26 protein-coding genes, 1 pseudogene and 1 riboswitch are annotated in these 25,717 nt (G+C 72.9%); of the genes and pseudogenes, 16 read left to right on the forward strand and 11 right to left on the reverse strand.

The features are described 5' to 3' along the window. Both ACZ47G_RS17395 and ACZ47G_RS17400 read right to left on the reverse strand, forming a co-directional pair. Window positions 1–236, reverse strand: a pseudogene (locus tag ACZ47G_RS17395) (N-acetylglucosamine-6-phosphate deacetylase); the annotation flags it as partial. Further along, on the reverse strand, window positions 233–1,192 hold the full coding sequence (locus ACZ47G_RS17400; RefSeq protein ID WP_465743518.1) for an ROK family protein: 960 nt from the start codon (window positions 1,190–1,192) through the stop codon (window positions 233–235). The gene ACZ47G_RS17400 and the pseudogene ACZ47G_RS17395, both read right to left, overlap by 4 nt. A gap of 334 nt (window positions 1,193–1,526) precedes the next feature. Between ACZ47G_RS17400 and ACZ47G_RS17405 the strand changes: the two genes are divergently transcribed. Then, window positions 1,527–2,780: an extracellular solute-binding protein gene (locus tag ACZ47G_RS17405; protein ID WP_465743520.1), complete on the forward strand. Its 1,254-nt coding sequence runs from the start codon at window positions 1,527–1,529 to the stop codon at window positions 2,778–2,780. Window positions 2,781–2,799: 19 nt separating this feature from the next. Here ACZ47G_RS17405 and ACZ47G_RS17410 read toward each other — a convergent pair whose 3' ends face one another. After that, a complete protein-coding gene (locus ACZ47G_RS17410; RefSeq protein ID WP_465743522.1) occupies window positions 2,800–3,150 on the reverse strand; it encodes a cupin domain-containing protein in 351 nt (116 codons plus the stop codon). Window positions 3,151–3,246: 96 nt separating this feature from the next. Between ACZ47G_RS17410 and ACZ47G_RS17415 the strand changes: the two genes are divergently transcribed. Together ACZ47G_RS17415 and otsB are read left to right on the forward strand one after the other, a co-directional pair. Continuing rightward, window positions 3,247–3,474 (forward strand): DUF3263 domain-containing protein, encoded by a 228-nt coding sequence (locus ACZ47G_RS17415; protein WP_380463108.1) that lies wholly within the window; start codon window positions 3,247–3,249, stop codon window positions 3,472–3,474. A gap of 53 nt (window positions 3,475–3,527) precedes the next feature. Beyond that, on the forward strand, window positions 3,528–4,352 hold the full coding sequence (otsB, locus tag ACZ47G_RS17420) for a trehalose-phosphatase (RefSeq protein ID WP_465743964.1): 825 nt from the start codon (window positions 3,528–3,530) through the stop codon (window positions 4,350–4,352). A gap of 29 nt (window positions 4,353–4,381) precedes the next feature. Here the strand turns inward: otsB and ACZ47G_RS17425 are convergent, their stop codons facing one another. Together ACZ47G_RS17425 and ACZ47G_RS17430 are read right to left on the reverse strand one after the other, a co-directional pair. Beyond that, window positions 4,382–5,866 (reverse strand): alpha,alpha-trehalose-phosphate synthase (UDP-forming), encoded by a 1,485-nt coding sequence (locus tag ACZ47G_RS17425; RefSeq protein ID WP_465743525.1) that lies wholly within the window; start codon window positions 5,864–5,866, stop codon window positions 4,382–4,384. A 38-nt stretch (window positions 5,867–5,904) separates the two neighbouring features. Further along, entirely contained in the window at window positions 5,905–6,936 is a 1,032-nt protein-coding gene (locus tag ACZ47G_RS17430; protein ID WP_465743527.1) for a glucosyl-3-phosphoglycerate synthase, read from the reverse strand. Window positions 6,937–7,079: 143 nt separating this feature from the next. Then, window positions 7,080–7,215: riboswitch (SAM riboswitch) on the forward strand. Window positions 7,216–7,232: 17 nt separating this feature from the next. Between ACZ47G_RS17430 and thrC the strand changes: the two genes are divergently transcribed. The 5 genes from thrC (at window position 7,233) to ACZ47G_RS17455 (ending at window position 11,991) form a co-directional block, all read left to right on the forward strand. After that, entirely contained in the window at window positions 7,233–8,513 is a 1,281-nt protein-coding gene (thrC, locus tag ACZ47G_RS17435; RefSeq protein WP_465743529.1) for a threonine synthase, read from the forward strand. Window positions 8,514–8,540: 27 nt separating this feature from the next. Next, window positions 8,541–8,819 carry a MoaD/ThiS family protein gene (locus ACZ47G_RS17440; protein WP_188308228.1) on the forward strand — a complete coding sequence of 93 codons (279 nt, stop codon included), beginning with the start codon at window positions 8,541–8,543 and terminating at the stop codon, window positions 8,817–8,819. 551 nt (window positions 8,820–9,370) lie between these two features. After that, window positions 9,371–9,574, forward strand: a complete 204-nt coding sequence (locus ACZ47G_RS17445; protein WP_030289665.1) for a cold-shock protein — start codon at window positions 9,371–9,373, stop codon at window positions 9,572–9,574. Window positions 9,575–9,898: 324 nt separating this feature from the next. Beyond that, window positions 9,899–11,521 (forward strand): chaperonin GroEL, encoded by a 1,623-nt coding sequence (groL, locus tag ACZ47G_RS17450; RefSeq protein ID WP_380463120.1) that lies wholly within the window; start codon window positions 9,899–9,901, stop codon window positions 11,519–11,521. Between the two features lie 113 nt (window positions 11,522–11,634). After that, complete coding sequence (locus ACZ47G_RS17455) at window positions 11,635–11,991, forward strand: hypothetical protein (RefSeq protein WP_465743532.1); 357 nt, start codon at window positions 11,635–11,637, stop codon at window positions 11,989–11,991. Here the strand turns inward: ACZ47G_RS17455 and ACZ47G_RS17460 are convergent. Continuing rightward, window positions 11,988–12,620 (reverse strand): HD domain-containing protein, encoded by a 633-nt coding sequence (locus ACZ47G_RS17460; protein WP_465743534.1) that lies wholly within the window; start codon window positions 12,618–12,620, stop codon window positions 11,988–11,990. The two genes, ACZ47G_RS17455 and ACZ47G_RS17460, sit on opposite strands and share 4 nt — an antisense overlap. Before the next feature lie 71 nt (window positions 12,621–12,691). Between ACZ47G_RS17460 and ACZ47G_RS17465 the strand changes: the two genes are divergently transcribed. From ACZ47G_RS17465 to ACZ47G_RS17475, 3 genes are all read left to right on the forward strand, one after another. Beyond that, window positions 12,692–13,075: a PadR family transcriptional regulator gene (locus tag ACZ47G_RS17465; protein ID WP_465743536.1), complete on the forward strand. Its 384-nt coding sequence runs from the start codon at window positions 12,692–12,694 to the stop codon at window positions 13,073–13,075. Next, window positions 13,072–14,031, forward strand: a complete 960-nt coding sequence (locus ACZ47G_RS17470) for a hypothetical protein (protein ID WP_465743538.1) — start codon at window positions 13,072–13,074, stop codon at window positions 14,029–14,031. The genes ACZ47G_RS17465 and ACZ47G_RS17470 overlap by 4 nt, the downstream gene beginning before the upstream one ends. A 124-nt stretch (window positions 14,032–14,155) precedes the next feature. Continuing rightward, the gene (locus ACZ47G_RS17475; protein ID WP_465743540.1) at window positions 14,156–14,842 is read left to right on the forward strand and encodes a copper homeostasis protein CutC; all 687 of its coding nucleotides are present in this window, start codon (window positions 14,156–14,158) and stop codon (window positions 14,840–14,842) included. Window positions 14,843–14,955: 113 nt separating this feature from the next. On the opposite strand, the gene ACZ47G_RS17480 is transcribed toward ACZ47G_RS17475, so the two are convergent. Next, window positions 14,956–17,001, reverse strand: coding sequence for a HelD family protein (locus ACZ47G_RS17480; RefSeq protein ID WP_465743542.1), 2,046 nt, complete (start codon window positions 16,999–17,001; stop codon window positions 14,956–14,958). A 300-nt stretch (window positions 17,002–17,301) separates the two neighbouring features. On the opposite strand from ACZ47G_RS17480, the gene ACZ47G_RS17485 reads away from it, so the two are divergent. Then, window positions 17,302–17,463, forward strand: a complete 162-nt coding sequence (locus tag ACZ47G_RS17485; protein ID WP_380463637.1) for a hypothetical protein — start codon at window positions 17,302–17,304, stop codon at window positions 17,461–17,463. Between the two features lie 12 nt (window positions 17,464–17,475). Here the strand turns inward: ACZ47G_RS17485 and ACZ47G_RS17490 are convergent, their stop codons facing one another. Beyond that, entirely contained in the window at window positions 17,476–19,113 is a 1,638-nt protein-coding gene (locus tag ACZ47G_RS17490) for a DNA repair helicase XPB (RefSeq protein WP_465743545.1), read from the reverse strand. Between the two features lie 109 nt (window positions 19,114–19,222). Next, the gene (locus ACZ47G_RS17495) at window positions 19,223–19,624 is read right to left on the reverse strand and encodes a hypothetical protein (RefSeq protein WP_465743547.1); all 402 of its coding nucleotides are present in this window, start codon (window positions 19,622–19,624) and stop codon (window positions 19,223–19,225) included. Window positions 19,625–19,732: 108 nt separating this feature from the next. Here ACZ47G_RS17495 and ACZ47G_RS17500 point away from each other — a divergent pair, with 108 nt between their 5' ends. Beyond that, window positions 19,733–19,984: a hypothetical protein gene (locus ACZ47G_RS17500; RefSeq protein ID WP_380463641.1), complete on the forward strand. Its 252-nt coding sequence runs from the start codon at window positions 19,733–19,735 to the stop codon at window positions 19,982–19,984. A gap of 27 nt (window positions 19,985–20,011) precedes the next feature. Here ACZ47G_RS17500 and ACZ47G_RS17505 read toward each other — a convergent pair whose 3' ends face one another. Further along, window positions 20,012–22,513 (reverse strand): helicase-associated domain-containing protein, encoded by a 2,502-nt coding sequence (locus ACZ47G_RS17505; RefSeq protein ID WP_465743549.1) that lies wholly within the window; start codon window positions 22,511–22,513, stop codon window positions 20,012–20,014. Between the two features lie 520 nt (window positions 22,514–23,033). On the opposite strand from ACZ47G_RS17505, the gene ACZ47G_RS17510 reads away from it, so the two are divergent. Then, window positions 23,034–23,663: a hypothetical protein gene (locus ACZ47G_RS17510; protein ID WP_465743551.1), complete on the forward strand. Its 630-nt coding sequence runs from the start codon at window positions 23,034–23,036 to the stop codon at window positions 23,661–23,663. Window positions 23,664–23,707: 44 nt separating this feature from the next. Here the strand turns inward: ACZ47G_RS17510 and ACZ47G_RS17515 are convergent, their stop codons facing one another. Further along, entirely contained in the window at window positions 23,708–24,334 is a 627-nt protein-coding gene (locus ACZ47G_RS17515; RefSeq protein ID WP_465743553.1) for a TetR/AcrR family transcriptional regulator, read from the reverse strand. Between the two features lie 110 nt (window positions 24,335–24,444). Between ACZ47G_RS17515 and ACZ47G_RS17520 the strand changes: the two genes are divergently transcribed. Together ACZ47G_RS17520 and ACZ47G_RS17525 are read left to right on the forward strand one after the other, a co-directional pair. Further along, window positions 24,445–25,119, forward strand: a complete 675-nt coding sequence (locus ACZ47G_RS17520; protein WP_465743555.1) for a hypothetical protein — start codon at window positions 24,445–24,447, stop codon at window positions 25,117–25,119. Between the two features lie 113 nt (window positions 25,120–25,232). After that, window positions 25,233–25,700 (forward strand): hypothetical protein, encoded by a 468-nt coding sequence (locus tag ACZ47G_RS17525; RefSeq protein ID WP_465743557.1) that lies wholly within the window; start codon window positions 25,233–25,235, stop codon window positions 25,698–25,700. Window positions 25,701–25,717 lie beyond the last annotated feature (17 nt).

A 25,717-nucleotide genomic window follows, 5' to 3' on the forward strand; every position in this document is an offset into this window, starting at 1 on the left:
TCTTCGGCGATGCCGGAGGCGTAGGAGGCGCCGCCGCCGCCGTGGACGTGCAGGTCGACGAAGCCGGGGACGACGGTGTGGCCGGTCAGGTCGAGGTCGCCGGGCTCGCTCTCCCCGCTCGCGATGGTCGCGATCCGGGAGCCCTCGACGGCGAGGCGCCCGCCCTCGACGACGCCGCCGGGCAGGACGAGCCGGGCGCCGGACAGGGCAGTACGGTCACGGTCCGCGGTGGTCACGCGGTCACCTCCATCGAGAGCAGATCCCAGGCGAGCAGGCCGGCGCCCAGGGAGGCGGCGGTGTCTTTGAGCATGGCGGGTACGACTTCCGGGGGCATCTGGAAGGTCAGGCGCTCGGTGACCGCCGTGCGCAGCGGGGTGAAGAGGGTGTCACCGGCCTCGGCCAGCCCGCCGCCGACGATGACCGTGGACGGGTCGAGCAGGCTCTGGGCGAGCACGATGCCGTCGGCCAGGGCGTCGACCGCGGTCTGCCAGACCGCGCGGGCGCGGTCGTCCCCGGCGTCCACCGCGGCGGCGCAGGATGCCGCGTCGGCGTCGGGGTCGCCGCTGGCCTCGGCCCAGGCACGGGAGACGGCGGAGGCGGAGGCCAGCGTCTCCAGGCAGCCGCGGGCGCCGCAGCCGCACTTCGGCCCGCCGGGGCGGACCACCACGTGGCCGATCTCGCCGCCGTAGCCGTGCGCGCCGGCCTCGATCCGGCCGTCGATGCCGATGGCGCCGGCGATGCCGGTGCCCAGGGCGATGAACAGGAAGCGGTCGACGCCGCGGCCCGCGCCCAGCCGGCCCTCGGCGAGGCCGCCGGAGCGCACGTCGTGGCCGAGCGCCACCGGCATCGCGGCGCCGCGGGCACCTCCGGCGGTGTCGGCCAGGCGCTCGCCGAGCAGCTTGCGCAGCGGGAGGTCGCGCCAGCCGAGGTTGGCGGAGAAGACCGCGATCCCGTTCTTCTCGTCGATCGTGCCGGGCACCGCCACGCCGGCCGCCAGCGGGGCGAGGCCGAAGCGGGCGCGGCCCTCGTCGGCGAGGTCGGCGGCGAAGTCGAGGATGGCGGCGACCACGGCGTCGGTGCCGTGTTCCCGCCCGGTCGGTCGGCGTGCTTCGAACAGCACGGAGCCGTCCTGGGCGAGCAGCGCGGCCTTCATGCCGGTGCCGCCTACATCGAGTGCGATGACGTGCTTCACGGAGGACAGTTTCCCTTGGTCGGGTCGAAGAGGTCTAGTCCAGTTGTCGGATTGGTCTGGTCCATACTGGGTGAGCTTTGTCTCGGCTGCGGGGGGTGTGCGGGGCTTTGCGTCGAGCGGTCCGGTCGAGGGCCTTCGTTCGCCCGTTGTTGCGCATCGTGCAACGAACCGGGGCACTTCGGTAACTACTCGACGGGCGGGGGCGAGTGGTGTGGACCAGTGGTGGAGCGGTTTGGCAGTGTGGCGCTCCCCCCTGCCGGATTCCCTCGTCCGGCTGTAGTTCTTTTTGAAGGCGGTACCCGCGTTGGACAGGCGCGCCCACGTTTCCCTCCGTGTGCTCGGAACGGCGCTGGCCGGAGCACTGGTGCTCACCACGGTCAGCGCGTGCAGCGGGCAGGGCGACGGGCCGGTCACGCTCAAACTGGTCGCCGCCGACTACGGGGAGAACAGCGAGACCAGCTCCAAGCACTACTGGGACGAGGTCTCCAAGGCCTTCGAGGCCGCCAACCCCGGCATCAAGGTCCAGGTCGAGGTCGACAGCTGGACCGACATCGGCCAGAAGGTCGACGACATGATCGCGGCCGGGAAGTCGCCCGACCTGCTGCAGACCGGCGGCTTCGCCGAACAGGTCGCGGCGGACCGGCTGTACCCGGCCGCGGACGTGCTCTCCATGGACACCCAGGCCAAGTTCATGGACAACTTCGCGCACGCCGGACAGGTGCTGGGCACCCAGTACGGCATCCCCTTCGTCTCCTCCTCGCGGGTGCTCTTCTACAACAAGGCGGTCTTCCGGCAGGCGGGGATCTCGCAGCCGCCGACCACCTGGAACGAGCTGCGGGCGGCGGCCGAGAAGATCAAGGCCAAGGTGCCGGGGGTGACCCCGTACGGGCTCCCGCTGGGGCCGGAGGAGGCGCCGGCCGAGTCGATGCTGTGGACGCTGAGCGGGGGCGGCTCGCTCTCCGACGACGTCGGCAACTACACCATCGACAGCGACCAGAACCAGGCGACCTTCAACTGGCTGAAGACCAACCTGGTCGGCACCGGGCTGACGTACCCGGACCCGGGCAAGATGAACCGCACGCCGGTGTTCCAGGACTTCGCCTCCGGGAAGGTCGCGATGCTCAACGGGCACCCGACGCTGCTGCGGATGGCGTCCGCGGGGAAGATCGACTTCGGGACGGCGCCGATCCCGAAGAAGGACGGCGTGGGGAAGACCGGGAGCCTCGGCGTCGCGGACTGGATGATGGCCTTCAAGGCCAACGGGCACAAGAACGAGATCAAGAAGTTCCTGTCCTTCGTCTACACGAAGGACTACCAGCTGAAGTTCGACGAGCAGTACAACCTGCTGCCGGTGACCCAGGACGCCTTCAACCAGATGTCCGCGGACCCCAAGCACGCGGACCTCAAGCAGTTCGCGGTCGGGCTGACCAACGCCAGCTTCTACCCGTTCGGGGACCCGGCCTGGGGCGAGGTCAGCAACCGGATCAAGGCGGGGATCGGGCAGGCGGTGACCGGGGACCCGAAGCAGGTGCTCGGCGGGCTGCAGGACGCGGCGATGAAGGAGGCGGCCCGGGTCCGCAAGCAGTAGGACCCGGGAGGGGACCTGCTCAGGGGAGGGTGATCGCGTAGGCCTTGCGGAGGGTCTCGTGGACCGTCCAGGTGGTGCGGTCGCCCTCGCGCAGGACGGCGCAGTCGCCGGGTCCGACGGTCAGGGTCGGGCCGCCCTCGATCTCGATGGTGGCCCGGCCGCTCAGCACCACGAACATCTCGTCGGCCTCGACGTCGGTGACCACGCCCGGGGTGATCTGCCAGAGGCCGCGCAGCTGGCGGCCGTCGGGGGACTCGGCGAGGACCTTCCCGGTGACCTCGGGGGTGCCGGAGACGATCTGGGACGGGTCGAGCGGCTCGGGGTCGAGGTCGGCGGTGGGGATGTGGACGGTGAAGCTCGGCGTGGTCATGGGGGTGACGCTAGCCGGGCGGGGGCGCCGGGGCGGGGGGCAGAGTGTGTCGGGGGTGCGGGCGAGGATGACACTTCGTAGCGAGGAGGTGTTGTCGTGGGTGAGCTGAGTGAGCGGGACCGCGCGGTGCTGGCGCTGGAGGGGCGGCAGTGGCGGACGGCGGGAGCCAAGGAGCGGGCGATCCGGGAGGAGCTGGGGCTCTCGTCCACCCGGTACTACCAGCTGTTGAACGGGTTGCTGGACCGGGAGGAGGCGTTGGCCTTCGCTCCGGTGCTGGTGAATCGGTTGCGGCGGGTCCGGGAGGGGCGGCGCGGGGCGCGTTGAGGGGGGTGCCGCCGCCGGGGGTGGGTAGGGGGCTCGGTATGGGTCTTGACGAGATGGGTGTGCCGGCCACTGAAGCCGGGCGGGATGGGCTGCGGGCGATTCTGGCGGCGCCGGAGGGCGCGGTGGTGGCGCTGGACTTCGACGGGACGTTGGCGCCGATCGTGGCGGATCCCTCGCGGGCGCGGGCGCATCCGGGGGTGGTGGGGGCGTTGCGGGGGTTGGCCTCGGCGGGGGTCGCCGTGGTGGTGGTGACGGGGCGGCCGGCGGCGTTGGCGGCGGAGTACGGGGGGTTCGCCGGGGTGCCGGGCCTGGTGGTGCTGGGGCACTACGGGGCCGAGCGCTGGGAGCGGGGTGTGGTGACGGCGCCGGAGGTGCATCCCGGGGTGGCCGGGGTGCGGGCGGCGTTGCCCGAGGTGTTGCAGCGGGTGGGGGCGCCCGAGGGGACGTGGGTGGAGGACAAGGGGCGCTCGGTGGCGGTGCACACCCGGCGGACGGCCGAGCCGGAGCGGGCGCTGGAGCTGTTGCGGGTGCCGGTGGGGGAGTTGGCGGCCGCGTACGGGCTGGTGGTGGAGCCCGGGCGGCTGGTGCTGGAGCTGCGGCCGCCGGGGGTGGACAAGGGGGCGGCGCTGACCGGGTTCCTGCGGGAGCGCGGCGCCCGTTCCGTGCTGTACGCGGGGGACGACCTGGGGGACGTGGCGGCCTTCGCGGCGGTGGAGAAGCTGCGGGGGCAGGGACTGGCCGGGCTGTTGGTGTGCGCCGGGGCGGTGGGGGACGCGCCGGTGCGCGAGCTCGCCGACCGGGCGGATCTGGTGGTCGACGGGCCCGAGGGCGTGGTGGAGTTGTTGACGGCCCTGGGGGAGGCTCTCACCGGGCGTTGAGGGAGGCCCTCGACGCCCGGTGAGAGCCCTCAGCGGGCGTCGAGCCGGCCGAGGGCGTTGAGCTGGTCCAGGAACCACTGCTGCGGGGGGAGCGCGGTGGCCGCGGCGGCCAGGCGCTTGGTGCGGTCGGCGCGCTCCTCCGGGCTCATGGTGAGACCGGTGTGCAGGGCCTCGGCGGTGGCGATCACGTCGTAGGGGTTGACGGTGAGGGCGTCGTCCCCGAGTTCGGCGTGGGCGCCGGCCTCCCGGGACAGGACGAGGGCGCAGCCCTGGTCGGAGACCACGGGGACTTCCTTGGCGACCAGGTTCATGCCGTCCCGGATCGGGTTGACGAGTGCCACGTCGGCGAGCCGGTAGGCGGCCAGGGAACGCGGGAAGTCGTCGTTGACGTGCAGGATCAGCGGCTGCCAGGTGGGGGTGGCGAACTCGGCGTTGATGGCGGCGGCGAGGCGTTCGACCTCGGCGGTGTAGTCGCGGTACTCGGCGAGGTCGGTGCGGGACGGGTAGGCGAAGGCGATGTGGACCACCCGGTCGTGCCACTCGGGGCGGGTGCGGAGCAGGTGCCGGTAGGCCTGGAGGCCGCGGACGATGTTCTTGCTCAGCTCGGTGCGGTCGACCCGGACGATGGTGCGGCGGTCGCCGACGGCGGCGCGCAGCGCGGCGAGGCGGTCGTCCACGTCGGGGCGGTGGGCGCGCTCGCGGAGGAAGTCGGCGTCGGCGCCGAGGGCGTGGACGCCGAGGTGGGTGGTGCGGCCCTCGTGGGTGACGGTGAGGGCGGCGGGGTCGAACACGGCGCCGAGGAGGTCCTCGCAGCAGGCGGCGAAGGCGCGGGCCCAGCGTTCGGTGAGGAAGCCGGCCCGGTCGGCGCCGAGGATGCCGGTCAGGACGGCCCGGGCGACGTCGTCGGGGAGCATCCGGTAGTACTCGGGCGGGGCCCAGGGGGTGTGGGAGAAGTGGCCGATCCGCAGGTCGGGGCGGGCCTGCCGGAGCAGGGCCGGGGTGAGGGAGAGGTGGTAGTCCTGCACCAGGACCGCGGCGTCCGGGGCGGCTTCGGCGGCCAGCGCGTTCGCGAAGGCGGTGTTGTAGGCCTGGTAGGCGGCCCATTCGGCGCGGAAGCCGGCGTCGAAGGAGGGCGCGGTGGGGGTCGCGTAGAGCAGGTGGTGGACGAACCAGAGGGTGGAGTTGGCGACGCCGTTGTAGGCGTGGGCGAACGTCTCCCGGTCGATGTCGAGCATCCGTACGGCCTGGCCGCCGACCTCGTGCCCGGCGAGGTCGAGGCGGCCGTCGGGGGCCTCCCGGGCCGCTCTGCGGTCGGCGTCACTCAGTGCGGCGCAGACCCAGACGGCGGTGGGGTCGTCGATCGCGGAGAGGCCGGAGACCAGGCCGCCGCCGCCGCGGCGCAGGGTCAGTGTGCCGTCGTCGGCGGTGCTGAAGGACACCGGTCCCCGGTTGGAGGCCACCAAGACGGGGGCGGTTCCGGTCGCACTCGAACGTTCGGTCGTGAGATCGCCCATGGTTGGGATGTTGCCGGGGGGTCGGGGCCGCAAACGTTTCAGTGCCGGATCGCGTATTCGGGGAGGGTGTGCATCGGGGGGCGCTCCAGGGCCGTCACGGGGTGGGTGTGGGCGGTGAAGATCGGGGTCCCCCCGGCCGAAGGCTGGGGGAGGGTCTCCGGGGCGCGGCTGAACTGGGTGAGGTGGGGGTGGACGAGGTCGGCGGAGGCCTTGAGGCGGTGGGTGCGGTCGAGGCGTTCGAGGGCGGTGCGGTAGATGGTGGCGGCCATCCGGCCGAGGGCCTGGCTGTCCTGGTGGCGGTGGTGCCGGACGCCGACGTCGACCTGGGCGAGGGCGTCCAGGCCGACCAGGTCCAGGGCGTCGACCAGCAGGCCGAGTTCGACGCCGTAGCCGGTGGGGAAGGGCAGCCGTTCGAGGAGTGAGCGGCGGGCCGCGTACTCGCCGCCGAGCGGCTGGACGAATCCGGCGAGCTCGGGCCAGTGGAGGTTGAGGAGGGGTCGGGCGACGAGTTCGGTGACCCGGCCGCCGCCGGCCGGGACGACCGCTCCGCTGTCCGTCTCCAGCGGGCGGTCGTACATGGCCTTGACCAGCTGGATGGACTCGTCGGTCAGCAGCGGGCCGACGATGCCGGAGACGAAGGCCGGGTCGAACTCCCGCAGGTCGGCGTCGACGAAGCAGACGATGTCGCCGCGGGTGACCAGCAGGGAGCGCCAGAGCACCTCGCCCTTGCCGGGGACCGCGGGCAGCCGGGGGAGGATCCGGTCGCGGTGTTCCACCCGGGCGCCGGCCTCGGCGGCGACGGCGGCGGTGGCGTCGGTGGAGCCGGAGTCCACCACGACGAGTTCGTCGACCAGGGGCACCCGCTCCATCAGCTCGCGGCGGACGGTGCGGACGATGTCGCCGACGGTGGCCTCCTCGTCGAGCGCCGGGAGGACGACGCTGACGGTGCGGCCGGTGCGCTGTTTGGCCTCCAGCAGGGTGTGCACCGGCCGCTCGGCCGCGCTCCACGAGCGGCGGCGGAGCCAGGACGCCGCCTGTGGGAGGAGCGCGGGGGTCGGTTCGGCGGGCACGGTGACTCTCCTCGGCGGGATAGGTGGAACGGGCCATCTCGCGTGGCGGACGGTCCCGTTCGAGGTTGACGCCTTCGGATACAGTCTTCGTACAGCGGTCGGACCTTCGCACGCCGGGGTCGCCGCTGAACCATAACTTCACAAGCTCATCCAGAGGGACTGAGGGAACGGCCCGTTGACGTCCCGGCAACCTTCTCGCTCGGCTGTCGTCGACAGGCCCCGGCGGGACAGGTGCCAATTCCGGCCTGTGGCGCGCCCGCGCCACGGGGAAGATGAGGAGAGAGGCCTCCGCCATCATGGCTATCGACATTGCCGCACCTGTTTCCGTCGACCTCGGCCCCGCCGCCGCGCTGTCGTGTCGCGAGTGCGGAACCCGCTTCCCGCTCGGCCCCAGCTTCGCCTGCCTGGAGTGCTTCGGGCCGCTGGAGATCGCGTACGAGTTCGGCGGCGAGCGCGCCGAGGAGCTGCGCAAGCGGATCGAGTCCGGCCCCGCGTCCATCTGGCGCTACGCGCCGCTGCTGCCGGTGCCGGCCGACGTCGCTTCGAAGCCCAACCTGAACCCCGGCTGGACCCCGCTGGTGAAGGCGGACAACCTGGGCCGGGAGCTCGGGTTCACCGCGCAGCTGCACATCAAGGATGACTCCGGCAACCCGACCCACTCGTTCAAGGACCGGGTGGTCGCGTGTGCGATCGAGGCGGCCCGGGCGTTCGGCTACACCACGCTGTCCTGCTCCTCCACCGGCAACCTGGCCGGTGCGGTGGGCGCGGCGGCGGCCCGGGCCGGGTTCCGGTCCTGCGTGTTCATCCCGCACGACCTGGAGCAGGGCAAGGTCGTGATGGCCGGGGTGTACGGCGGCGAGCTGGTCGGCATCGAGGGCAACTACGACGACGTGAACCGCTTCTGCTCGGAGCTGATCGGGGACCAGGCCGGCGAGGGCTGGGGCTTCGTGAACGTCAATCTGCGGCCGTACTACGGCGAGGGCTCCAAGACGCTGGCGTACGAGATCTGCGAGCAGCTCGGCTGGCGGCTGCCGGAGCAGATCGTCATCCCGATCGCCTCGGGCTCCCAGCTGACGAAGATCGACAAGGGGCTGCAGGAGCTGATCAAGCTGGGCCTGGTCGAGGACCGGCCGTACCGGATCTTCGGCGCCCAGGCGGAGGGCTGCTCGCCGGTGTCGGCGGCCTTCAAGGCCGGGCGGGACGTGATCAAGCCGGTGAAGCCGGACACCATCGCCAAGTCGCTGGCGATCGGCAACCCGGCGGACGGCCCGTACGTGCTGGACATCGCCCGCCGCACCGGCGGTGCGGTCGAGGACGTCACGGACGCGGAGGTGGTGGCGGCGATCCGGCTGCTGGCCCGCACCGAGGGGATCTTCGCCGAGACCGCGGGCGGGGTGACCGTCGGCGTGCTGAAGAAGCTGGTCGAGACCGGTCAGCTGGATCCGGCCAAGGAGACCGTCGCGATCAACACCGGCGACGGCCTGAAGACGCTGGACGCCGTCTCCGAGGCCGGGATGACCGCCGTGATCCGCCCGACCCTGGACGCCTTCCGCGCCGCCGGCCTCGCGTCCGCCTGAACCGCCCCCCACCCCGCAAGGAGAGTCATGAGCGCCAACGTCCGCATCCCCACCATCCTGCGCACCTACACCGGCGGCGCGGCCGAGGTCACCGCCGAGGGGGCCACCCTGGCCGAGGTCATCGCCGACCTGGAGCGCAACCACGCCGGCATCTCGGCCCGGATCCTGGACGACACCGGCAAGCTGCGCCGTTTCGTCAACGTGTACGTGAACGACGACGACGTGCGCTTCGCCGAGGGCCTGGCGACCGAGATCAAGGACGGTGCCGGCGTCTCGATCATTCCGGCGGTGGCCGGCGGCTGCTGAGCCGCCCCGCCCTTTTCCGCGCCGCCCGCACGTACGGAATTCGATTCCCCGTATGTGCGGGCGGTCGCGCGTATTTCGGCGGGAATATTCCGGGTCGAGTCGGAGTAGAGTGTGGCTCTGCTGGGAACAGGGCTCCGCTCCCGGCGGACGGGGTGCGTCGCCGGAGGTCGTCCGGCCGCTGAGACCGGCCTGGGTGCCGGGTCGGGAAACATGTCAGGCAGATGTCAGAATTCCTGCAGGCATTTGAGTAATTCGTCCGCTATGTCCGGCGTGCAATGCCGATTTCCTCCCGGTTTGTTCGCTCTTGTCTCTTGGCAGGGCTACGGAATTCCCGGTGGTTGACCCTGTTGCAGAGGGCGTCGGTCCGGATACATTCAGCGGCGGTCGACGTAATCACCCGCTCACGGAAGCCGTCCGGCGCCCCCGTGCGGAGGGTTGCGGCGTGCACGGCTGCGCTCAGGGGGGGTTCCCCGGGCCGGCCTTCAAAACCAGACCCGGGCCCGCTACCTGCGGGCCCGTGAAGGGCCAGCACAGCACAAGGGGAGTTCGGAATGGCTCAGGGCACCGTCAAGTGGTTCAACGCGGAGAAGGGCTACGGCTTCATCGCGGTCGACGGTGGTGCGGACGTCTTCGTCCACTACAGCGCGATCCAGATGGACGGCTACCGCACCCTCGAGGAGGGCCAGCGGGTCGAGTTCGAGATCTCCCAGGGACAGAAGGGCCCGCAGGCGGACATGGTCCGCGCGGCGGTCTGACCCCTTCCGACTCCAGGAGCTCGGCACGGCCCACTACTGGTGGACCTCCTGCTTCTCGACGGGCCCGTACGACACACGTCGTACGGGCCCGTTCGCGTACCCGCGCCGGCCCGGACGACGGCTCGCGGGTTGTGGATTGGGCTTGCACTCGACCACCCGGAGTGCTAATCATTGGCGTTAGCACTCACAGTGTGAGAGTGACAGCGGACCGGGTCGGTGAGGCCCCCGGGGGCGGTAGGGGAATGGACCTCCGCACACCAGGGCCGTCCGTCGCGGGCACCCCTTGGTCCGAGCAGTCGACCGTGTCCCGGAGGACCACTTCTGATGGCCAAGATCATCGCCTTTGATGAGGAAGCTCGCCGCGGCCTTGAGCGTGGCATGAACCAGCTCGCCGACGCGGTGAAGGTCACGCTCGGCCCCAAGGGTCGCAACGTCGTGCTGGAGAAGAAGTGGGGCGCCCCCACGATCACCAACGACGGTGTCTCCATCGCCAAGGAGATCGAGCTCGAGGACCCCTACGAGAAGATCGGCGCGGAGCTCGTCAAGGAGGTCGCCAAGAAGACCGACGACGTCGCGGGTGACGGCACCACCACCGCCACCGTGCTCGCCCAGGCCCTGGTTCGCGAGGGTCTGCGCAACGTCGCCGCCGGCGCCAACCCGATGGCCCTGAAGCGCGGCATCGAGAAGGCCGTCGCGGCCGTCTCGGACCAGCTGCTGGCCCAGGCCACCGACGTGGAGACCAAGGAGCAGATCGCCTCCACCGCCTCCATCTCCGCCGCCGACACCCAGATCGGCGAGCTCATCGCCGAGGCGATGGACAAGGTCGGCAAGGAAGGCGTCATCACCGTCGAGGAGAGCAACACCTTCGGTCTGGAGCTCGAGCTCACCGAGGGCATGCGCTTCGACAAGGGCTACATCTCCGCCTACTTCGCCACCGACCTGGAGCGGATGGAGGCGACCTTCGAGGACCCGTACATCCTCATCGCCAACTCCAAGATCGGCGGCATCAAGGACCTGCTCCCGCTGCTGGAGAAGGTCATGCAGAGCGGCAAGCCGCTCGTCATCATCGCCGAGGACGTCGAGGGCGAGGCCCTGTCGACCCTGATCGTCAACAAGATCAAGGGCGTCTTCAAGTCCGTCGCCGTCAAGGCCCCGGGCTTCGGCGACCGCCGCAAGGCCATGCTCGGCGACATCGCCGTCCTCACCGGCGGCACCGTGATCTCCGAGGAGGTCGGCCTCAAGCTGGAGAACGCCGGTCTGGACCTCCTGGGTGGCGCCCGCAAGGTCGTCATCACCAAGGACGAGACCACGATCGTCGACGGTGCCGGTGACAGCGAGCAGGTCGCGGGCCGCGTGAACCAGATCCGCGCCGAGATCGAGAACAGCGACTCGGACTACGACCGCGAGAAGCTCCAGGAGCGCCTCGCCAAGCTGGCCGGCGGCGTGGCCGTCATCAAGGCCGGCGCGGCCACCGAGGTGGAGCTCAAGGAGCGCAAGCACCGCATCGAGGACGCCGTCCGCAACGCCAAGGCCGCCGTCGAGGAGGGCATCGTCGCCGGTGGTGGCGTCGCCCTGCTGCAGGCCGGTGTCGCGTTCGACAAGCTGGAGCTGGAGGGCGACGAGGCCACCGGTGCCAACATCGTCAAGGTCGCGCTGGAGGCCCCGATCAAGCAGATCGCGACCAACGCCGGCCTGGAGGGTGGCGTCGTGGTGGAGAAGGTGCGCAACCTCCCCGCCGGTCACGGCCTGAACGCCGCCACCAACGAGTACGTCGACCTGATCGCCGAGGGCATCATCGACCCGGCCAAGGTCACCCGCTCCGCGCTGCAGAACGCCGCCTCCATCGCGGCGCTGTTCCTCACCACCGAGGCCGTCATCGCCGACAAGCCGGAGAAGGCCGCCGCGGCCGCCGGTGGCGGCATGCCGGGCGGTGACATGGACTTCTGATCCTGATCGGATTCCGATCGGATCGGCTGATCCTCGTCCGCGTGGGCGGTTCCCTTCGGGGGGCCGCCCACGCGGCGTTTCGGCGTTCCGCCGTTTCCACGGAGAATGGACGGATGGCTTCCGACGACATCGAGACCGCCCTGCACAACGCCCGGGCGCTGATCCTGGCCGACCTCACCGCGCGGGACGTGGCGGACGCCGCCGTCGTCTCGCTGGTGGAGCAAGCCGTCACCCACCGCCGCTGGTGGCTGGATCAGTGGCCGGACGGCACCGAGTACGTGCTCGGGCTGGTCGCCCAGGACGTCCAGGACGCGCTGCTGGAGGCGTACGGGCGGTGGCCGCTGTGCACCGCCTGCGCGGCCGACGGGGACCCGCACGCGCTGGGCGTGGAGCCCGAGCTGGGGCCGGAGCCGCACTGGGTGTGCGGCAAGCAGGGCGCGGTGGTGGCGCCGGTGGGGGAGTTGGACTAGCTCTCCAGTCCTTGGAGTTCGGCCGCCAGGTTGGTGCGGGCCGCCTCGGTGAGACGGTGGTGGGCGGCGGGGGTGCGGTAGAGGGCGGGGAGGGCCAGGATGCGGCGCAGCACGGCGGCCCGGCCGGCCCGGAAGTCCGGCTCGGGGACGAAGCCGTACTCCTCGCGCACGGCGGCCGTGTAGGCCGCGTAGGCCTCGGGGGTGCCGCCGAGGACGGCGAGGTCGGCGTCGCAGAGCACCTCGCCGTTGCGGTCACCGGGGGCCGGGGCGTGGGCGGCGGTGAGCAGGACGAGCCGTTCGACCTCGGCGACGCGTTCGGCCGGCAGGCCGGCGGCGGTCAGCGCGCGGACGGCGAGGGCGGCGCTGCGCTCCTCGTTCTCGGTGCGGTCGGGCCGGTGGACGGCGTCGTGGAACCAGGCGGCGAGCCGGACGGCGTCCGGGTCGGTGGCGTGCCCGGCGAGGTCGTCGACGTGGCGCAGGATCGCGCGCAGGTGCTCGGTGGAGTGGTAGCGGCGCCAGGGCTCGGACCAGCGGCGCAGCAGCTCCCGGCCGTACGGTTCGGGGTCGTCGGTGGCGCCGCAGCGGTGCAGCAGGGCGGTCCAGGCGGTGAGCAGGTCCTCGGTCGGCATGGGGCACATTGTGGCGGACGGGCCCGGCCCGGCACTGGACCTATAGGTAGGTTGACGATATATGTAGTCGTATGACAGAACGCTCCATGCAGGAGCCCACGCTGCTGCTGCTCACCGCTCTGGCCGATGCGCCGAGACACGGCTACGCGCTGATCCAGGAGGTCGCCGCGATCTCGGACGGCCGGGTCAAGATGCGCACCGGCACCCTCTACGGGGCCCTCGACCGGCTGCTGACCCAGGGCCTGATCGAGGTCGCCGCCGAGGAGGTCGTGGACGGTCGGGCCCGGCGCAGCTACGCGCTGACCGATGCCGGACGGGACGCGCTGGCCGCCGAGGCCGGGCGCCTGCGGGCGGTCGCCACCGAGGCCGAGCGCCGGCTGACGAAGATCCGGTCGATGCTGCCGGGAAGGACCGGGTCGCAGGGGCGGCCCGCCGCGGGGGGAGGACTCTCATGACCATGCCGGTGATCGGTGCCGCACCCTCGACGGTGCTGCGGGCCGCGCTGCAGCTCTACCCGGCGCGGTACCGCCGCGAGCGCGGCGAGGAGCTGGCCGAGGTGTTCGCCGACACGACGGCCGCGGGCAGCCGCACGGCGGTCGCCCGGGAGGTGCTCGGCCTGGCGCTGTACGGGCTGCGGGTGCGGCTCGGGCTGACCGGCGCGTCGGCGGCCGGGCGGCTGCTCGCCCTGGTGGCACCGATGATCGCCGGTGCGGTGGTCGGGGCCACCATGGTGCCCTGGCTGGCCGCCCTGGACCGGACCACCAGGTGGCTCGCCTGGGACGACTCGTTCGGCAACCACGTCCGGGCCTTCGCCCCGCCGGCGGCCGCGCTGCTGCTCGGGGTGGCGGCTCTGCTGGGGCGCTGGACGGCCGTTCGGGTCACCGCGCTGCTGCTGGGCGCCGTCGGGCTGTACGACCTGGGCCTGGCCGCCTGGCGGTCGCACTTCGTCGACGCCTGGTGGGTCGGCTACATCGGGATGGCCACGCTGCCGTTCGTGGTGGCCGCGCTGCTGCTGATCGCCGCGCCGACCGACCTGCTGCCCCGGCCGAACCTGCGGACGGCCGGGCTGGTGCTGGGCTCGGTGGTCGCCGGCGGGCTGCTGGAGGCGGCCCAGAACTGGGACGACACGACCTTCCCGCTGGACCTCCAGTGGTTCGTGGTGATGCTGATCGCTCCGACGCTGCTGACCTTCGCCGGCTTGCGCGGGCGGATGGGGCCGGCGGCGGTGGGGCTGGCGATGCTGGTGCTGACCGGGCCCGGCAGCCTGTTCAACATCTGGCGGGAGACCCGCGGGATCTCGCACCTGCTGCCGATGGCGGTGCCGGTGGTGGTCCTGCTGGCGCTGGTGGCGGTGGCGGAGCACCGGTTCGGCCGGCGGACGGCCCTCGGGATGGTGCCGGGACGGGTGTGACGGGCGCTCCCGTCGCGGTGTGACGGGCGACCCCGTCCCGGTGTGACGGCCACCCCCGTTCCGGTGTGACCGGGGCGGGGGTGTGCTCTCGCCGGGGGCGCGGGGATGTGGCAGGCTGTCTGATATGTCTAGACCAATTTTCGAAGTCATCGCGCTGACGCCCCAGGACGCCCAGGCTGCCGAGTCGGGCGGCGCCGACCGGCTCGAACTGGTCACCGACATGGCCGCCGACGGACTCACCCCCTCCGTCGAGGACTTCGCCCGGATCCGGGCCGCCGTCGCCGTCCCGCTGCGCGTCATGCTCCGGATCCGGGACGGCTTCGCCCCCGGCGACCTGGACGAACTGTGCGCCCGGGCCGCCGCGCTGCGGGCCGAGGGCGCCGAGGAGTTCGTCCTCGGCTTCCTCGACGCCGGAGGCGCCGTCGACCTGGCCGCCACCAGGGCCGTCGCCGAGGCGATCGCCGGCTGCCGCTGGACCTTCCACCGGGCGATCGACCACAGCACCGACCGGGCCGCGCTGCGCGCCGCCGTCGGCACGCTGCCCGGACTGGACACCTTCCTCACCTCCGGCGCGGCCGCCGGGGTGGACGCCGGCCGTGAGGTGCTGGCCGCCGAGCTGGCCCGCAGCGGCGAACCCGGCTACACCCAGCGGATCCTGATCGGCGGCGGCCTGCGGGCCGAGCACCTCAAGGAGCTGCGGGCGGAGGGCTTCGACGCCTTCCACGTCGGCGGCGCGGTGCGCACCGACGGCTGGCGGACGCCGGTCGACGCGGCCAGGGTCGCCGAGTGGCGGGCACTGATCGACGCCTGAGCGGCCGGTTGATCGATGCCTGAGTGGCCGGCTGATCGACGCTTGAGCGGTCGGCTGATCGACGCCTGAGCGATCGAGAAGGGGCCGGTGACGCCACCGGCCCCTTCTCGCGGTCATCCGAGCTGCTCGGGCAGCGGCTCGCGGTGCAGCACCGTCAGCCCGGAGACGGCGCGGGTGAGCGCCACGTAGAGCCGGCGCAGGCCGGTCCGCTCGTCCGGCTCGCCGGCGACCACCGCGGCCGGCTCGTCCAGCACCACGTAGTCGTACTCCAGACCCTTGGCCAGCGAGGCCGGGACGAGGGTCAGCCGGGCGTCGGCGCTGGTCTCGGTGCCGGGGGAGAGGTGCGGCAGGCCGGCCGCGGTGAGCAGTTCGGCGAGCAGCGGGATCCGGGCGTCGGCGGCGATCAGGCCGGTCGAGCCCTCGTGCTCCAGCGCCTCCCGGCAGGCCGTCAGGACGGCCTCCTCCCACTCCTCGACCGGGCGGATCTCCAGCGAGCCGGGGGCGTCGCGGACCGAGGTCGCCGGGGCCAGGCCCGGGGCGATCGCGGGCAGCAGCCTGGAGGCGTAGGCGATGACCTCCTCGGGCACCCGGAAGCCCTTGGTCAGCTCCTCGATGTGCGCCTCCGGCTTGCCCAGGTGGTGCAGGGCGTCCGGCCAACTGGCCGTCGCCCAGGGGGTGGTGCCCTGGGCGAGGTCGCCGAGGACGGTGGCCGAGCCGGTGGTGCAGCGGCGGCCGACGGCGCGGTACTGCATCGGGGAGAGGTCCTGGGCCTCGTCCAGCACCACGTGCCCGAGCGAGGGGGTGCGCTGCACCAGGTCCGTCGCCTCGTCCACCAGGACGGCGTCGGCGGGCGTCCAGCGGGCGGTCTTCACCGAGCGGCCGGGCTTGGGCCACAGCACGGCCCGCTGCTCCTCGGCGGTCAGCACGCCCTCGGCGCACTCGGCCAGGAACTCCGGGTCGGAGAGCAGCCGCAGCACCAGCTTGGCCGGGTCGACGGCCGGCCAGCACTCCTTGACCACGGCCTTGACCGCGGCGTTGCGGGCCACCGCGTCCTGCACCCGGTCGTCCGGGGCCTCGCCGCCCTGCTCCATCTTCACCAGCACGGCGTGCGCGATGCGCTGCGGCAGGGCGTCCCGGGCGGCGCCGTAGCGGACCTCGCGGCTCTTCAACTCCTCGATGATCTCGGTCAGTTCGTAGGCCGGGACGCGCCAGCGGCGGGAGCCGCGGACCACCACGCAGGGCTCGGTGGGCAGCGTGATGCCCGCCCGTACGGCCCGGCGCAGCACCTCGGCCATCCGGGCGTCGCCCTTCAGCCGGGCCGCCTCCGGATCGTCCTCGCCCTTCACCTCGACGTGGGCGACCAGCTGCTGCACGGTGGCCTGGCCGACCTCCAGCTCGCCGAGGGCCGGGAGGACCTGCTCGATGTAGGACAGGAAGGCGTTGTTCGGCCCGATCACCAGGGTGCCGGTGCGGGCCAGCCGCTCGCGGTGGGCGTACAGCAGGTACGCGACGCGGTGCAGGCCGACGGCCGTCTTCCCGGTGCCGGGCGCCCCCTGGACGCAGATGGTGCCCGTGACGTCGGAGCGGACGATCTCGTCCTGCTCGGGCTGGATGGTGGCGACGATGTCGCGCATCGGGCCGACGCGGGGCTTCTCGATCTCGGCGGCGAGCAGGGCGGAGCCCGTTTCCTGCTCGGCCGGGTCGGTGAGGTGCTCGTCCTCGTAGGCGGTGAGTTCGCCGCCGGTGTAGCCGAAGCGGCGGCGGCGCTCGACGTCCAGCGGATCGGTGCGGCTGGCCCGGTAGAACGGCTGGGAGACCGGCGCGCGCCAGTCGATCACCATCGGGTCGCCGTCGGCGTCGTGGACGTGGCGGCGGCCGATGTAGAAGCTCTCCCCTCCGCCGCCCTCGCTCAGCTCCTCGCTGACCGCGTGCAGGTAGTCGAGGCGGCCGAAGAACAGCGGGGTGTCGGAGAGGTCGGCCAGGGCGGCGATCCGGGCCTCGATCTGGTTCTGGAGGATGACGGCGGTGACCCAGGAGCCGGTCACGTCGCGGATGTCGAGGGACTGGACGTCCTCGCGCATCGCCCGCAGCGCGGACCGGGACGCGGACAGGTGGTCGCGTTCGCGCTGGAGGGGGTCGGTGGTGGGGGTGGCGGGCACAGCGAACCTTCCCGGCTGTCCCGGTGGCGGGCGCAGCGGATCGATGGAGCTCACGGTGGGGTACAGCCGACCGGTTGCCGTGCGGTCGGCGCCTCCCCCGGCTGCCTGCGGACGTCAGCAGGTACCACGGTTCGGGAGGGGGCAGACGGACGATCTTAGACCCGTCCGTCTCGGGGTTCCAGCCCCGCAGGTCTCAGGGGGTGCCGGGGGGTTCCGTACACCCGGAGGAGGACGGCCGCCTCGCTGGATGCGGCCTTCGGAGTGATGCCCGCGGCCGCTCGGGTGCCTACCGTTGAAGACATGAGCACCGAAACCCCCACCCCCCGCACGGGCCCGGCCGGCGCGACCGCCGTCCAGGGCCGCCACCGCAACCTGCTGGGCACCGCCGTCCGCAACGTCGGGATCGCGCTGGACACCGCCGCGCGCGTGATCTTCCTCGGGCGCGACGGTGTCCGGTACTGAGCGTGACCGTGGTTACAGCACGTCGTCCGCGTCGATGATGCGGTACGCGTAGCCCTGCTCGGCCAGGAAGCGCTGCCGGTGGGCGGCGAAGTCCTGGTCCACGGTGTCCCGGGCGACCACCGAGTAGAAGTGCGCCGAGTGTCCGTCCGCCTTGGGGCGCAGGACGCGGCCGAGGCGCTGGGCCTCCTCCTGGCGGGAGCCGAAGGTCCCGGAGACCTGGATGGCCACCGTGGCCTCGGGCAGGTCGATCGAGAAGTTCGCGACCTTGGAGACCACCAGGACGCCGATCTCCTTGTTGCGGAAGGCGTCGAAGAGCTTCTCCCGCTGGGTGTTGCTGGTCTCGCCCTTGATCACGGGCGCGTCCAGGGCCTCGCCGAGCTCGTCCAGCTGGTCGATGTACTGGCCGATGATCAGCGTCTGGTCCTTCTCGTGCTTCTTGACCAGTGCCTCCACCACCCGCCGCTTGGTCGCGGTGGTCGCGCAGTAGCGGTAGCGCTCCTCCGGCTCGGCGGTCGCGTAGGTGAGCCGCTCGGAGTCCGTCAGGGTGACCCGCACCTCGCAGCAGTCGGCGGGCGCGATGTAGCCCTGCGCCTCGATCTCCTTCCAGGGCGCGTCGAAGCGCTTGGGGCCGATCAGGCTGAACACGTCGCCCTCGCGGCCGTCCTCGCGCACCAGGGTGGCGGTCAGGCCGAGCCGGCGGCGGGCCTGGAGGTCGGCGGTGAACTTGAACACCGGCGCGGGCAGCAGATGCACCTCGTCGTACACCACCAGGCCCCAGTTGCGGGCGTCGAACAGCTCCAGGTGCGCGTACACGCCCTTCCGCTTGGTCGTCATCACCTGGTAGGTGGCGATGGTGACCGGGCGGATCTCCTTCCTGGTGCCGCTGTACTCGCCGATCTCGTCCTCGGTCAGCGAGGTGCGCTTGACCAGCTCGTGCTTCCACTGGCGGGCCGAGACGGTGTTGGTGACCAGGATCAGCGTGGTCGACTTGGCGTGCGCCATCGCGGCCGCGCCGACCAGCGTCTTGCCGGCGCCGCAGGGCAGCACGACCACGCCGGAGCCGCCGTGCCAGAAGCCCTCGACGGCCTGCGCCTGGTACGGGCGCAGCTGCCAGCCGTCCTCGTCCAGGTCGATCGGGTGCGCCTCGCCGTCCACGTACCCGGCGAAGTCCTCGGCGGGCCAGCCGAGTTTGAGCAGCACCTGCTTGATCTGGCCGCGCTCGGAGGGGTGCACCACCACGGTGTCCGGGTCGACCCGGGCGCCGACCAGCGGCACGATCTTCTTGGAGCGCAGCACCTCCTCCAGCACCGGGCGGTCGGTGGTGGTCAGCACCAGCCCGTGGGTGGGGTGCTTGAGCAGCTGGAGCCGCCCGTAGCGGCCCATGGTGTCGGCCACGTCCACCAGCAGGGCGTGCGGCACCGGGTAGCGCGAGTACGTCACCAGGGCGTCGACCACCTGCTCGGCGTCGTGCCCGGCCGCCCGGGCGTTCCACAGCCCGAGCGGGGTCACCCGGTACGTGTGCACGTGCTCGGGCGCCCGCTCCAGCTCGGCGAACGGGGCGATGGCACGCCGGCATTCGGCGGCCCTGGGGTGGTCGATCTCCAGGAGGAGAGTCTTGTCGCTCTGGACGATGAGCGGTCCGTCGTTCACGCGGGGGAGCCCTCCACTGGCTGACATGCTGGATGTGGCCGGCCGGGATCGCCGGACCGGACTGACGCAGACCCTCCAGTGTCGCTCATTCCACCCGGAATGTGTCGGGCTACTTCCACTCGTGGAGGACGACCCGGCCCGTGCCGGTGGGGTCGTTGTCGAACTCGAACACGCCGACCAGGTCGTTGAGGCGCAGGAAGGCGTCGGCGGTGCTCTCGAAGTAGACGCTGCCGCGCCAGTGGACGGCGCCGCCTTCGGCGAAGTGGCCGACGCCGCTGCCGTGCCAGCTGTAGGTCTCGCCCTTCTCGGTCATGCCGACGCCCTGGCCCTCGCCGAACAGCGAGCCGTCGGGCCGCAGCTCGGACTCGTAGGTGGCGAACTCCCGGACGGGGTGGCCGAGCAGCTGCCCGACGCCGGTCATCGACACCTCCAGCGCGGGACCGCCGACCGTGGCCAGCACCCGCCGGCCGCTCTCCGTGGTGGTCAACTCCGCTATCCGATCGCCGAGCATGGTGGTCGCCTCCTCGCAGGGAACCCCCTGCTCCCGGAGTACGCCCGTGGGCCCGGCGCGTCAATTCCTTCGAGTGACCACGGTCCGTACTCGCTCGTTGAACCGGCCATGAAGAACTCGAAGCGCGTTCTCACCGCCCTGGCCCTGATGGGCACGGCCTTCGCCGCCACCGCCGCCTCGGCGGGCTCCGCCCACGCCCTCGCGGGCATCGGCGAGGGCCCCGGCGGCCTGCTGGCCGCCCCCGGATTCCTGATCGCCGACCAGGTCGGCGGCGGCTCGCTGCCGGTCGGGCAGGGGGAGATCGGCAGCCTGGCGGACCAGGCCGTCAAGCAGAAGATGAAGGAGTCGCAGGGGCACTGAGGCCCCGTCGCCCCCTGTCGCCCGTCGTCATTCGTCCAACTCCGCGACGCCGGTGATGCGGTGGAGGGCGAAGGTGCGCAGTTCGTCGGCGTGGTGGTCGAAGGCGGTGACGTAGCCGCCTTCGACCTTGACCGGGTCGATGATGCGCTGGCTGGCGATGCCCTCGGCGTTGAGGTAGCCGATCCACATCCGTTCGCCGAGCAGGACGGCGGTCTGGAGGGCGGCGAGGGTCTCGGCGGCGGCGGTGCGGGGGAGTTGGCGCGGGTCGGGGGTGGTTTCGCGGCGGGTGGCGGTGGCGGCGCGGTCGCCGGCCCGGATGGCCTTGATGGCGGCCGCGAGGAGGGTGTCGTCGGGGGTGGGCGGGCCGTCGGGGACGGGCACGGGGGCGGTGCGGGGCGGGGTGCGGTGGCTGTCCGGGCGGGTGATCAGGACGTCGCCCTCGGCGGATTCGGCGGCCGGGGCGTAGCCCATGGTGCGCAGGGCGGCGAGCAGGACGTCCGGGGCGGCCTGGGAGGCGAGGACGGTGGGGGCGAGCAGGCGCAGCCGCAGGTCGGCGGATCGGCGGTCCGCGAGCACCTCGTTGAGCAGGGCGGGATCGTCGCAGCGCAGGTAGGAGGAGGCGGCGCCGACCCGCAGGATGCCGTGCCGGCGGGCGACGTCGTCGATCAGGTAGGCGAGCGGCTGGGGGACGGGCGTGCGGCTGTGCTGGGCCAGGAAGGTCTGGAGGTCGGCGGCGGTGCGGCCGGCGTCCAGGGCGCGGCGCACGGACGTCGGGGTGAAGCGGTAGACGGTGGCGCCGCCCTTGGACTCGATGTCGGCGCACAGGGCGAGCGCCTGGGCGAGCGGGGTGAGCAGCGGGCCGGGGGCGATCGCGGTGAGGTCCGGCTGGAGGATGACGTGGTCCAGCGGCTGGGGCAGCAGTGGGGCGAGCACCTCGGCCGGGTCGGACTCGGCGGTGAGCAGGGCACGGGCGGGGGCGGCGAGGGCGCCGCGGCCGGTGATGCCGAGCAGTTCGGCCTCGGCGAGGGTCCAGGTGGTGAGGTCGTCGCGCAGCTCGTGGCCGTCCGGGCCGGTGGGGCCGCCGCGCAGCGGGCGCTGCCAGCGCAGGGTGGGCAGCAGGTCCGCGGCGGTGGCCGGGGTGCCGGGCGGGAGTTCGGCGAGCAGGGCGAGGGCGGCGCGGCGGACGGACGGGGCGAGGGTGCGGTCGAGTTCGGGGCCGAGGGCGGCGCGCGGCTTGCCCTTGCCGTCCGGGGTGCCGGTGAGGGCGGGGACGCGGGTGGCGGCGAGCCAGGCGCCGGCCAGGACGGACCAGCGCTCGGCGGTGTCCAGGTGCAGCCAGCTGTCGTAGCCGGGGGTGGGCGCCCAGCATTCGTCGGCTTCGCCGTCGGGGGCCAGCAGGCCTGAGGCGTAGGCGAGTTCGAGCCAGAAGGCGGCCTGCTGCTCGGTGGTCTCCAGGGTCTGGGCGGCGCGCTTGAGGTCCCGTACGCCGAGGCCGCCGGCCCGCAGGGTGGGCGGCGGGGTGAGGCCCCAGGCCTCCAGGAGTTCCTCGACGGTCTTGACGGCGGTGTGCGCCTGGCCGGCCGCGGCGCTGTCCACAGCCTGTGGATCGCGCGGGGGCGTGGCGGGCGCGGGTTCGGGCTGGAGCGGCTCGACGGTGCGGTGGGTGCGGCCGCCGCGCAGGTGCAGGGCCAGCTCGCGGGGCAGTACGACGCTGCCGGGGCTGGTGGGCAGCAGCAGGCCGCGGGCGAGCAGCCATTCGACCGGGCTCTGCGCGTCCTCGGCGGTGACCGGGCGGGTGGCGTCCGGGACGGTGCCGGTGGGCGGGCCCCAGACCAGCCGGTCGAGCAGCCGCAGCGCGGGCTCGGGGGCGGTGTCGAGCAGGGCGGCGCAGCGGGTGCGGTCGGTGAGCAGGGCGGTGAGGGCGGCGACCGCGGTGACCGGGTCCGGGGTGGCGGGCTGGCCGGCCGAGGCGAGCAGCTGCTGCAGCCGGGCCGGGGACATGCCGGTGGTGGCGTCGGCGAGGGTCGGGCCGAGGCCGGTGCGGCCGGGGTTGGCGGCGGTCGGGGCGAGCGCCTCGCGGACGGCGAGCACCAGCCGCAGGCCGTTGTCGGGGCCCCAGAGTAGCGCCCGGTCGCGCAGCACGGCGATGGCGCGGGGCAGGGCGGCGGCGACGGCGGAGCGGTCGGCCGGGGTGAGCGGGGTGGCGCCGGGGTGCGGCTTGACCTTGGCCGGGCCGGTCAGCAGGGTGCGGAGGGTCGCCAGGGGGGTGCCGTCCGGGCAGGTCGCCAGCGCCTCGGCGACCTGGAGGGTGAACCGGTCGAGCCGCTCCAGGGCGCGCAGTGCGGAGGCGCGCGAGGACAGCCGGGCGGACAGCTGGGTGAGGTCGCCGGGGACGGGGTTCAGCAGGTCGGGGCGGGAACGGAGCAGGGCGGCGAGCGCGTCGTCGGGGCGGGCGCGCAGCTCCTCGGCGAGGGTGCGGGGGCCGACGGGCTTCCTGCTCTGGCGTTGAGGGCCCTGCTGTGTGGTCATTCGACCTAGGTTAGACCGACCGGCACGTGGTGGGTGGAGCAAGGAGCGGTGTCCGGGCCGAGCCTGGCAAGGCGGAGGAGGGAGTAGCAGCGGAGCTGCGGCGACCGACGACAACGCAGTCCAGGCGACAGCCCGGGCGTCGCGACGCCGCCCACCATGTGCCGGTCGGTCTTAGTCGGGAGCGCGGACGGTGGGATGCCTCGTGCGCCGGGGGTCGCGGGGACTCGCGCAGGGCGGCGCGCGCTGGGTAGCGTCCTGGGCGAGGGCGGTCGGGTACGGGCGAGGCGGGGTGTCGGTGATGACGGACGGCGAGTGGTGGCGCAAGAGCGGGCCGTGGAGCGAGCGGTCGGGGGGCGGGGGTTCCCCGGGTCCGTCCGCACCGTCGACACCGCCTCCCCCGGTTGCTCCGCCGGCCGCCGGGCCGGCCGAGGACGGTGTGTACGGCCCCTCGGCCGGTTCCGCCCACGGTGGGACGGGCCAAGGCGGTACGGGTCACGGCGGTACGGGCGGCATCCCGAACGTGTCGCTGGACCTGCCGGGCGTGGCCTCGCCCGGGGGCGGTTCGGAGGTGATCCCCCCGCCGACGGTGCAGAGTTCGAGCCCGTGGACGATGACGATGCTCGACTTCTCGGACACTCCGCAGCCCGCGCCCAAGCCGATCCCCGAGCAGCGCGCGGCCGATGAGGCGGCGCAGCAGCCGCCGGTCGAGCAGGCTGCGGTGAAGCCGAGGAAGCAGCGGAAGGCGAAGGCCGCGCCCGCGCCCGCCGCCGCCCCGGGCAGGGGTGCGCGCAAGCCGTCCCCGCTGATCCTGCTGTCCTGCGGGCTGCTGGTCGGCGGCGCGATCTCCGGGTTCTTCCCGGCCATGCTGGCGGGCTGGGGGTTCGGCTACCTGTCCCGTCAACTCTCCGACCTGACACGCAAGTTCGTGATCCTGGGGATCCCGCTGGTGACGATGAGCGCGAGCACGCTGTTCGCGATGCAGCACGCCAAGCAGACCGGCGCCGGCGGGGGCGCCGGGGTGCAGACCGGCTCCCCGCTGGGCCAGTTCAGCTGGTCGATGGCTCCGGGGGTGCTGCGTACGGCGGCGGTGCTGACGGCGGTGGTGCTGTTCCTGCTGAGCATGCGTCGCCGCCCGCCGCAGCGGGGCTGAGTGCGGGGCCGGCCCCGCACCCCCGGGGGTGCGGGTGCGGTCGGTCAGGTGAGCGCGGTGAAGCCGGTGCAGAGCAGTCGGACGCTCCGGGTGAACTTCTCGTCCTGCCCGATCCGCGGGATCAGGTCGCCCATGACCAGCGGGAACCGCTCGCACAGTTCGGCGTAGAGCTCGGCGGTGATGGTCGGCGGGGCGGTCGGCTGGTTCTGTTCCTGGAGCACGAAGCCGGTGATGTGGCTGAGCAGGGTGTCGGCGGCGATGCCGCAGTGGTGGGCGGGCAGGCCGGCGTCGAGGAGGGTGCGCAGCAGGCGTTCCATCAGGAGGAGGCCGTCGGTGCTGAGCATGCCGGGGCTCTCGGCGAGGAGTTGGGCGCCGCCGGCGTGCTGCTTGATCTCCTGGCGCAGGGTGGCGGCCTGGGCTTCGACGCGGTCCTGCCAGTCGGCGTCGGGGGGGAGGGCGGCGAGGGCTTCGGTGCCCGCGTCGTACGCCCGGCGGCTGATCCGGTCGGCCATCAGGGCGAGCAGCTCGTCCTTGCCGCGTACGTGGTAGTAGAGGCTGCCGGCGTGGGCGTTGAGGCGGTCGGCGACCTGGCGCATGGACAGGTTCTGGTAGCCGACCTCGGCGAAGACGGCCATGCCCGCGTCGACGATGCGCTCCTTGGTGAGCTTCATGCGATCCACCGTACATTGTTTTCCAACACTGTTCGAAAACTGTGCTAGCTTTGTCTCATCAGGTTTTCGAACGGCGTTGGAAAGCGCCGTAGGCGGGGAGGGGCAGGACCATGGGGGCGATCCTTTTCAACGTGACCACGGCCGCGTTGATGGTCATGATGGTCAACTCCGGGCTGGGCGTCGTCGGCCGGGACACCCTGCGCTCGCGACCGCTCCCGTGGGCGGCGATCGCCCTGACCGCCGTCGCCGTCGGCGGCGTGCTGCTCCAGCTGGTGTGGTCCGGCGCCATGGACGCGCTGGACGCGGACCCGTCCAAGTCCGGCTGGTGGCGCGAGTTCACCTCGGTGTTCATGCAGAACGGCGGCCTCTTCGGCGGCCTGTGGAACCTCGTCACCCTCGCCGCCGTCGCCGCGCTCGCCCAGTGGTACTGGGGTGGCCCGCTGACCCTCGGCTTCTTCCTGGCCGGCATCCTGCTGCCCGGCCGCATCGACGACCTGCTCGGCTTCGGCGACGGCCCCAGCACCGACCCCCGCAACTTCGCCGGCAGCTCCGGCGCCACCTACTTCCTCGGCGCGACCCTCGCCCTCGCCTTCCTCACCCGTACCCGCCTCCCCAAGGAGATCGCCCTGGCGGCCGGCGTCCCGGTGCTCGGCCTCGCGATGTGGTTCGCCCAGGACAACGGCCACGGGCTGGTCTCCGTCTACGGCTTCGTCCTGGGCGGGGCGGTCTGGGCGGTGCGCCGCCAGCTGACCCAGCGCCAGGAGGCGCGTCGCCAGGCGGCCTGACGGTAGCGTGGGCCCCGGGCCCGTCGTCCAACTCCCTTGCGGGAGGCGGCCGGCGGGCCCTTTCCCGTTTCCGCTCCCGTTTCCGCTCCCGTTCCGCGACCCGGAGGTTCCCCGTGGCCCGTCTGTACGTCCGTGCCGGCCTGGACCCGAGCGACCCGGACGCGCGGGTCGCCGTCCTGGTCGTCGACCCCGACGGTGCCCCCGGCGAGCGGGCGCTGGACCGGCTCGGCTCGTACTGCTACGAGGGCGACGGCGCCTTCTTCCTGCTGCCGACCGACGGATGGGCCGAGCGCGGCCTGGACGGCGACCGGCTGACGGTGTCGATCGCGGTCTACCCGTACGCGCTGGAGCAGGTGGGGGCCGATCCGGCCGACTTCCCGGACCGCTCGGCCGTCGATCCGGACGCCGCCGTCGTGCTGTCCGCCGAGGTGGCCCTGCCGGTGCCGCCCGGCCGGCTCTCCGAGGCCACCGCCGTGTTCACCGGAGCGCCCGGCGTCCCGCTGGACGTCCTGCTGTCCGCCGAGGACGACTGGCCGATGGTCCTCGCGGACGGGCCCGTCGAGAGTGAGCTGGTCAACTGACCTGGGGTGACGCGGTG

The sequence above is a fragment of the Kitasatospora sp. NPDC030952 genome (assembly GCF_055571335.1).

Coding starts and splice junctions, on each gene's coding strand:
- ACZ47G_RS17465 (WP_465743536.1), top strand. CDS start 12,692: ATGACAGAACGCTCCATGCAGGAGCCCACGCTGCTGCTGCTCACCGCT.
- ACZ47G_RS17445 (WP_030289665.1), top strand. CDS start 9,371: ATGGCTCAGGGCACCGTCAAGTGGTTCAACGCGGAGAAGGGCTACGGC.
- ACZ47G_RS17505 (WP_465743549.1), bottom strand. CDS start 22,513: ATGACCACACAGCAGGGCCCTCAACGCCAGAGCAGGAAGCCCGTCGGC.
- ACZ47G_RS17485 (WP_380463637.1), top strand. CDS start 17,302: ATGAGCACCGAAACCCCCACCCCCCGCACGGGCCCGGCCGGCGCGACC.
- ACZ47G_RS17515 (WP_465743553.1), bottom strand. CDS start 24,334: ATGAAGCTCACCAAGGAGCGCATCGTCGACGCGGGCATGGCCGTCTTC.
- ACZ47G_RS17520 (WP_465743555.1), top strand. CDS start 24,445: ATGGGGGCGATCCTTTTCAACGTGACCACGGCCGCGTTGATGGTCATG.
- thrC (WP_465743529.1), top strand. CDS start 7,233: ATGGCTATCGACATTGCCGCACCTGTTTCCGTCGACCTCGGCCCCGCC.
- ACZ47G_RS17410 (WP_465743522.1), bottom strand. CDS start 3,150: ATGACCACGCCGAGCTTCACCGTCCACATCCCCACCGCCGACCTCGAC.
- ACZ47G_RS17470 (WP_465743538.1), top strand. CDS start 13,072: ATGACCATGCCGGTGATCGGTGCCGCACCCTCGACGGTGCTGCGGGCC.
- ACZ47G_RS17495 (WP_465743547.1), bottom strand. CDS start 19,624: ATGCTCGGCGATCGGATAGCGGAGTTGACCACCACGGAGAGCGGCCGG.
- ACZ47G_RS17475 (WP_465743540.1), top strand. CDS start 14,156: ATGTCTAGACCAATTTTCGAAGTCATCGCGCTGACGCCCCAGGACGCC.
- ACZ47G_RS17500 (WP_380463641.1), top strand. CDS start 19,733: ATGAAGAACTCGAAGCGCGTTCTCACCGCCCTGGCCCTGATGGGCACG.
- groL (WP_380463120.1), top strand. CDS start 9,899: ATGGCCAAGATCATCGCCTTTGATGAGGAAGCTCGCCGCGGCCTTGAG.
- ACZ47G_RS17440 (WP_188308228.1), top strand. CDS start 8,541: ATGAGCGCCAACGTCCGCATCCCCACCATCCTGCGCACCTACACCGGC.
- ACZ47G_RS17460 (WP_465743534.1), bottom strand. CDS start 12,620: ATGCCGACCGAGGACCTGCTCACCGCCTGGACCGCCCTGCTGCACCGC.
- ACZ47G_RS17425 (WP_465743525.1), bottom strand. CDS start 5,866: ATGGGCGATCTCACGACCGAACGTTCGAGTGCGACCGGAACCGCCCCC.
- otsB (WP_465743964.1), top strand. CDS start 3,528: ATGGGTGTGCCGGCCACTGAAGCCGGGCGGGATGGGCTGCGGGCGATT.
- ACZ47G_RS17455 (WP_465743532.1), top strand. CDS start 11,635: ATGGCTTCCGACGACATCGAGACCGCCCTGCACAACGCCCGGGCGCTG.